This is a genomic window from Mycobacterium sp. E2238 (assembly GCF_001672665.1).
In the GTDB taxonomy this organism is placed as follows: Bacteria; Actinomycetota; Actinomycetes; order Mycobacteriales; family Mycobacteriaceae; genus Mycobacterium.
Genome location: NZ_LZKF01000026.1, coordinates 1 through 6,325 on the forward strand (window position 1 = coordinate 1; position 6,325 = coordinate 6,325).

The window sequence follows — 6,325 nt, forward strand, 5'->3', positions numbered from 1 at the left end:
GCGGTGCCGTTCCCTCACGCGCGGCACTGGCGGCCAGCGCTTCACTTTCCCGTCGCGCCTTGAGCATTCCGGCCGGGGCGACGTCCTCGATCGGCAGCCCGCGGCGGGCCGCCACCTCCTCGGGACGCTGCAGCAGCTTGAGCGCGGTGACGGTGGCATGCACCACGTTGATCGCGTTGTCGCTGCCCAACGACTTGGCCAGGATGTCGCGCACCCCGGCGCATTCCAGCACCGCACGCGCCGCGCCGCCGGCGATCACACCGGTACCCGGGCTGGCCGGGCGCAGCAGCACCACGCCGGCGGCGGCTTCACCCTGCACCGGGTGCGTGATGGTGCCGCCGATCAGCGGCACGCGGAAGAAGCCCTTGCGCGCCTCTTCGACGCCCTTGGCGATGGCGGCCGGAACTTCCTTGGCCTTGCCGTAGCCGACGCCAACCATGCCGTTGCCGTCGCCGACGATGACCAACGCGGTGAAGCTGAAGCGCCTACCACCCTTGACCACCTTGGAGACACGGTTGATGGCGACGACCCGCTCCAGGTAGTTGCTCTTGTCGCCGTCGCGGTCGCGGCCACCCCGCCCGCCGCCATCGCGCCGGCCGCGGCTGTCGCGGTCGCCGCGCGAGTCACGGCTGTCTGGGGCGCCCTGCCCGCCGGCCGACTGTTCCGCCATTATGCGGTCCTTCCAGTCTTGTTCGAGGTCTCGATCATCTAGAAACTCAATCCGTTCTCGCGGGCGGCATCGGCCAGCGCCGCGATCCGTCCGGCGTAGGTGTAACCGCCGCGGTCGAACACCACGGTGTCGATGCCGGCGGCCTTGGCGCGCTCGGCGATCAATTGGCCCACCCGCACGCTGCGGGCCTTCTTGTCGCCCTGCAGGCCGCGCACGTCGTCCTCGATCGACGACGCCGCGGCCACCGTGGTGCCGTTCTCGTCGTTGACCAGCTGCACGTGAATGTGCCGCGCCGACCGGTTGATGACGAGCCGCGGACGCTCCGGGGTGCCCGCGATCTTCTTGCGAAGCCGGGCGTGCCTGCGCAGCCGCGAGACCCGACGAGTTGCGGATACGCTCTGCCCCACCGGCTTTCGCGCGGCGGTGTCAGCTTGTTTTTGCGCCATGACTACTTACCTGTCTTTCCGACCTTGCGGCGGATCTGCTCGCCCTCGTAGCGCACGCCCTTGCCCTTGTACGGGTCGGGACGGCGCAGGCGGCGGATGTTCGCCGAGATCTGGCCGACCTTCTGCTTGTCGATGCCGGTGATCGAGAACTTCGTCGGGGATTGCACCGCGAAGGTGATGCCCTCGGGCGCCTCGATGACCACGGGATGGCTGTAGCCCAGCGCGAACTCGAGGTTGGCGCCCTTGAGCTGCACGCGGTAACCGACGCCGAAGATCTCCATCTTGGTGGTGTAACCCTCGGTGACACCGGTGACCAGGTTGGACACCAGGGTGCGCGACAACCCGTGCAGCGAGCGGTTGCGCCGCTCGTCGTTGGGGCGGGTGACCACGATTGCGCCGTCGTCGTTGCGGGCCACCGTAATCGGCTCGGCGACCGTCAAATTCAGGCTGCCCTTGGGCCCCTTCACCGAGACGTTCTGTCCCTCGATCGTTACGTCGACTCCGCTGGGAACCGGAACCGGCTGCTTACCAATGCGCGACATGTCTACTCCCTCACCACACGTACGCGAGGACTTCGCCGCCCACGCCCTGTCTGGCTGCCTGACGATCGGTCAGCAGGCCCGAGGAGGTCGAGATGATCGCCACGCCCAGGCCGCCGAGCACGCGCGGCAGGTTGGTGGATTTCGCGTACACCCGCAGACCGGGCTTGGACACGCGCCGCAGTCCGGCGATGCTGCGCTCCCGGCTCGGTCCGTACTTGAGCTGGACGATCAGCGACTTGCCCACCCGAGCGTCTTCGGTCCGGTAATCGCTGATGTAACCCTCGCTCTTGAGGATCTGGGCGATGTTGGCCTTGAGCTTGGAGTGCGGCAGCGTCACCTCGTCGTGATACGCCGAATTGGCGTTGCGCAGACGTGTCAAGAAGTCTGCGATCGGGTCCGTCATAGTCATCGAGCGCTGCTCCTCTTCATCGCTACGGCCCCCTCGCCGCTGCGCTGCTGGGGGTGCCCCCACTGCGTCGTCGTCATCGCGGTCATGACAGCGTTGGTACCTTCCTCGCGGTGGTTCCCGGTCCGGGCCTGTCGCGTGCCTGTTCTGGGTTGGTCTCGGGGTCCTGGCTCTTACCAGCTGCTCTTTTGCACGCCGGGCAGTTCGCCCGCGTGCGCCATCTCGCGCAGGCAGATCCTGCACAGGCCGAACTTGCGGAACACCGCGCGCGGCCGGCCGCACCTGTTGCAGCGCGTGTAGCCGCGCACCGCGAACTTCGGTTTGCGTGCGGCCTTATTGACCAGTGCCTTCTTCGCCATCTACTCAGTTCTCCTTGAAGGGAAAGCCGAGGGCCCGCAACAGCGCTCGTCCTTCGTCGTCGGTCGTCGCCGAGGTGACGACGTTGATGTCCATGCCGCGAACCCGGTCGATCTTGTCCACGTCGATCTCGTGGAACACCGACTGCTCGGCCAGCCCGAACGTGTAGTTGCCCACACCGTCGAACTGCTTGGGCGAAAGGCCGCGGAAGTCACGGATACGGGGCAGTGCGATCGAGGTGAGGCGGTCGAGGAACTCCCACATCCGGTCTCCGCGCAGGGTGACACGCGCACCGATCGGCATGCCCTCGCGCAGCTTGAACTGCGCGATGGACTTGCGCGCCCTGCGGATCTCGGGCTTCTGCCCGGTGATCAGCGCAAGGTCGCTGACCGCGCCGTTGATCAGCTTCGCGTCCCGCGCCGCATCGCCGACGCCCATGTTGACAACGACTTTCGTCACGGTCGGGATCTGCATGACGTTCCCGTAGCCGAACTGCTGCTGCAACGAATCGCGAATCTCGCTGCGGTAGCGCTCTTTCAGGCGCGGCTGCACCTTCTCTGCAGTGGTCATCAGATGTCCTTGCCGTTGCGCTTGGAGATACGAACCCGCTTGCCGGTCTCCTCGTCGACCCGGTAGCCGACGCGGGTGGGCTTACCGTCGGAATCAACCACCATCACGTTGGAGGCATCGATCGGCGCCTCCTGGGTGACGATTCCACCCGACTGGGCTCCGCGCTGGTTGCTCGAAACCGCGGTGTGCTTCTTGATTGAGTTGACGCCCTGGACCAGGACCCGGTTGCGCTCCGGGTAAACCTTGAGCACCTTGCCCTTGGCGCCCTTGTCCTTGCCGGCGATGACCAGAACGGTGTCGTCCTTCTTGATTTTCATCTACAACACCTCCGGGGCCAGCGAAATGATCTTCATGAACCGCTTCTCACGCAGCTCGCGGCCGACGGGGCCGAAGATGCGCGTGCCGCGCGGGTCGTTGTCGGGCTTGATGATCACCGCGGCGTTCTCGTCGAACTTGATGTAGCTGCCGTCCGGGCGGCGGCGCTCCTTGACCGTGCGCACCACCACGGCCTTGACGACATCCCCGCGCTTGACGTTGCCGCCGGGAATGGCGTCCTTGACGGTGGCGACGATGACGTCCCCGATGCCGGCGTAGCGTCGCGACGAACCGCCGAGCACCCGGATGCACAAGATCTCCTTGGCGCCGGTGTTGTCGGCGACCTTCAGCCGCGATTCCTGCTGAATCACTCGATCTCCTGACCTGGTTGCGTGTGCACGGCAGGAGGCAAGCCACAGCCCACCGAATCACCTGACATGCGCGGTCTTTGTCACCGAAGGGCACGCGGGGCCGATTCGCACCGGCCGAGGTCTGCCCAAGGCAACCCCTAGAGTCTAGGTGACGACCAGCTCAGAGCCAAATTCGCGGCCGAGGCGGCTTCCGGGCGGGCTCAAGGAGCCGTTCCGCCGATTCTCCGGATATCGCCGAGGTGGTGCACGCCTTCGTGCATCGCCTGGCGCACGAACCAGCGGGCAGTGCGCCGTTCGCCCGGCAGCCGGGTCCCGGTGCGGTCCCAGTCATGGTCTTTGATGCGCGCGACCTCGTCGCGGAAGCCCGCAACGGCGGCCGCCAGCTCCTCGAGCGTGGCGTCGATGTCGCAATCGTTGTACCGGAAGCGGCGGGCCCGCAGATCGTTGAACATCGGCTCGCACGCAGGCTCGCGCTCGGTGCGGACGCGGTACAGCCGAATGGTGAAGGAGACGTAGACGTCCCGCAGATGGCAGAGGTATTCGGCGACCGACCACACTTCGGGACTGGGGCGTGACCGTCGCGATCCAGGCGGGATCGCCGAGATCGCCTCCAAAATCGCGTCCGGCAGGCCGGCGATGACACCGACCGCGTCGTCGGGCCGAATATCCGAGTAATTCATTCCACAATCAGCGCAGACGTGGTCTTCGGCGGCCAGTGGGGGCAGGGACGCGGGCATGCCCAAATCCTCCCTCAGATCGGTGGCGACCCGTTCGGACGACCTGTTGGGCTGTGGCACATCCCCGCGGCTCAGCCGTCGATGTGCACCGGCGGGTCGGCGAAGGCGGGATCCGCAGGGCGCTGGTCGGGGCCCATCGACTCGCAGTGGCCGTCGGGCACCAGGTAGGAACTGGCGCCGTTGGGAATCAAGCGCGGAACCGCCACGCAACGTTGCCAGGTGCCGTCGGGCTGGACCGGTCCGTCGCACTTACTGAGGACGTTTCCGCCGTACTGGCAGCCCGCGCTGGCCGGCGGCGCCGAAGCGATCAGCTCCGCGGCCAGGAGCAGCCCGGCCAATCCCCCGACGATGCCGCGCTTCATGCTTGCCTCCCGTCGCATCGCCGCTGGGGCGCGCCGAGCGCTTGGGGTGCACCTAGCTCGGCGGCCCAGCCAGCAGCAATGACGCTACCGCTTAGGCCCGCGGTATTCGCTTCCTTTGAGGTCCCGATTCGACGGATTGCGACGAGCATGGGACCGGGCCGAACCCGTGACCGGCGGTCAGAACGGCGGTGGTTCGCCGTCGGGCGGTGTTGCGGGTCCGGCGCGTTGGGCTAGTCGGGCGTCCCGGTTGTGTCGGCGTTCGGTGGCGATGCGCCGGGTGCGGTCCTGGGTGCGGGTGCGTCGCCGGGTGGGCATCATGGCCGTGCGTTCGTTGCAGTAGTCCTGGGGTGGGTCGGCTTCGGCGGCCGCGATCGCCCCGGTGGCCCGGCACAGGCTCGGGAACAGCAGGGCGCTGCCCGGGGTGGTGACGTAGGTGCGCCCGGCCGGGGAGGTCAGGATCAGCGTTCCATTGGGCAATTGCTTCTCCTGCCACCCCCAGAAGGTTTTCACCAAATGGTGAGAGCGAATGATCAAATCACGTTCTTGCTGCTGGTCGGCGTGCGCGCCTACTACACGAGCTACGCCGAGACCGTCTAGGACGAGGTGAACGTCGCCCTGCTGCGCAACAACGCCAACCCCAGCTGGCCGTCGGAGACCTGAAGCGCAACGCCCTCACCACGCTGCGTAACCAGTTCAAACCGCCGGAAAATTAGGACCCATCGTGGCGGGCGAACTGAGCGATTAAACGACGACACACTTCGCGACACGCCCGAAAGGCGTCGGTCCTCAGTCATACGCTGTCCAACGAGCGAAACCCCCGTTGCAGCGGGGGCTTCGTTCGGGTTGCACCTCGATCAGGAAAGGAGGTGATGCCCGTGCCGAAACGGCGTAACAGGCGCCGTTACCGGCTGAGAATCGTGCTGACTCTCAGTTGGGAGCCTCCATAACTTAGAAGGCTCTGGTGCAGCGGGGTGGTCGTCTACCGGCGGCCACCCCGTTTTCACGGGTATTTAGTTGGTTGCGTCTACGCAATACAACGTAGGCTAGCGCGCTGTATCGGGTTGTACCGTACGACACCGGCGGCGTGTCTCGAGGGCCAGTTTGCACCCAGGCACCGACAAGCCAGGCCCCGCGCCTCGGCGGCAGGAGAGCGACCCGCCGAGCGCGCGCCCGACACCCACATCCGACGCCGGCCGCGGCCGCTCGGTTCCACCGCGCCAGCGGGACTTCATCGACGCCGCCGACGTCGGCCACAAAAGCTGCAAATATAGAACGGCCGATGACTTGCGAGAACAGGATTTGCTGATGACCAATCCTGTGTACAACGTCCACACCCTCCTGGGAGTTTGTACCTGATAGCTGCGTTGGTTGCGCGGGAAATACCTGGCCAGTGCGGTTGCTTTCGACGGTGGCCGGAAGCTCTGAGGGGTGTGCTGCGGACAAACTGCGGACGGCCAATCACAGCTTGTCCGAGTTCGACACGGAGTAACAACAAAGTCGAGGTAGCGGAGGCGCCTGGTGAGCGGCCGATAGCCTCAGCGGCATGACC

At 66.2% G+C, this 6,325-nt stretch carries 10 protein-coding genes and 1 pseudogene; all 11 read right to left on the reverse strand.

Annotation, left to right across the window (positions count from 1 at the left end):
• A partial coding sequence (gene rpsE, locus A5711_RS02160) for a 30S ribosomal protein S5 (RefSeq protein ID WP_067943621.1) occupies positions 1 to 670 on the reverse strand: 670 nt, incomplete at its 3' end.
• 38 nt (positions 671 to 708) lie between these two features.
• A complete protein-coding gene (gene rplR / locus A5711_RS02165) occupies positions 709 to 1,077 on the reverse strand; it encodes a 50S ribosomal protein L18 (protein WP_082948339.1) in 369 nt (122 codons plus the stop codon).
• A 41-nt stretch (positions 1,078 to 1,118) separates the two neighbouring features.
• Entirely contained in the window at positions 1,119 to 1,658 is a 540-nt protein-coding gene (gene rplF / locus A5711_RS02170) for a 50S ribosomal protein L6 (protein ID WP_067943622.1), read from the reverse strand.
• Positions 1,659 to 1,668: 10 nt separating this feature from the next.
• Positions 1,669 to 2,067 (reverse strand): 30S ribosomal protein S8, encoded by a 399-nt coding sequence (gene rpsH / locus A5711_RS02175; protein ID WP_008260619.1) that lies wholly within the window; start codon positions 2,065 to 2,067, stop codon positions 1,669 to 1,671.
• A gap of 170 nt (positions 2,068 to 2,237) precedes the next feature.
• Positions 2,238 to 2,423 carry a type Z 30S ribosomal protein S14 gene (locus tag A5711_RS02180; RefSeq protein WP_007167851.1) on the reverse strand — a complete coding sequence of 62 codons (186 nt, stop codon included), beginning with the start codon at positions 2,421 to 2,423 and terminating at the stop codon, positions 2,238 to 2,240.
• A 4-nt stretch (positions 2,424 to 2,427) separates the two neighbouring features.
• Entirely contained in the window at positions 2,428 to 2,991 is a 564-nt protein-coding gene (gene rplE / locus A5711_RS02185) for a 50S ribosomal protein L5 (protein ID WP_067943625.1), read from the reverse strand.
• Entirely contained in the window at positions 2,991 to 3,308 is a 318-nt protein-coding gene (rplX, locus tag A5711_RS02190; protein WP_066945894.1) for a 50S ribosomal protein L24, read from the reverse strand. Before rplX ends, rplE begins: the two co-directional genes overlap by 1 nt.
• Complete coding sequence (gene rplN, locus A5711_RS02195) at positions 3,309 to 3,677, reverse strand: 50S ribosomal protein L14 (RefSeq protein ID WP_003403649.1); 369 nt, start codon at positions 3,675 to 3,677, stop codon at positions 3,309 to 3,311.
• Between the two features lie 200 nt (positions 3,678 to 3,877).
• Positions 3,878 to 4,414, reverse strand: a complete 537-nt coding sequence (locus A5711_RS02200; RefSeq protein ID WP_067943629.1) for a DinB family protein — start codon at positions 4,412 to 4,414, stop codon at positions 3,878 to 3,880.
• 71 nt (positions 4,415 to 4,485) lie between these two features.
• The gene (locus tag A5711_RS02205; RefSeq protein ID WP_067943627.1) at positions 4,486 to 4,776 is read right to left on the reverse strand and encodes a hypothetical protein; all 291 of its coding nucleotides are present in this window, start codon (positions 4,774 to 4,776) and stop codon (positions 4,486 to 4,488) included.
• A 177-nt stretch (positions 4,777 to 4,953) separates the two neighbouring features.
• Positions 4,954 to 5,301 (reverse strand): annotated as a pseudogene (locus A5711_RS02210) (hypothetical protein); the annotation flags it as partial.
• Positions 5,302 to 6,325 lie beyond the last annotated feature (1,024 nt).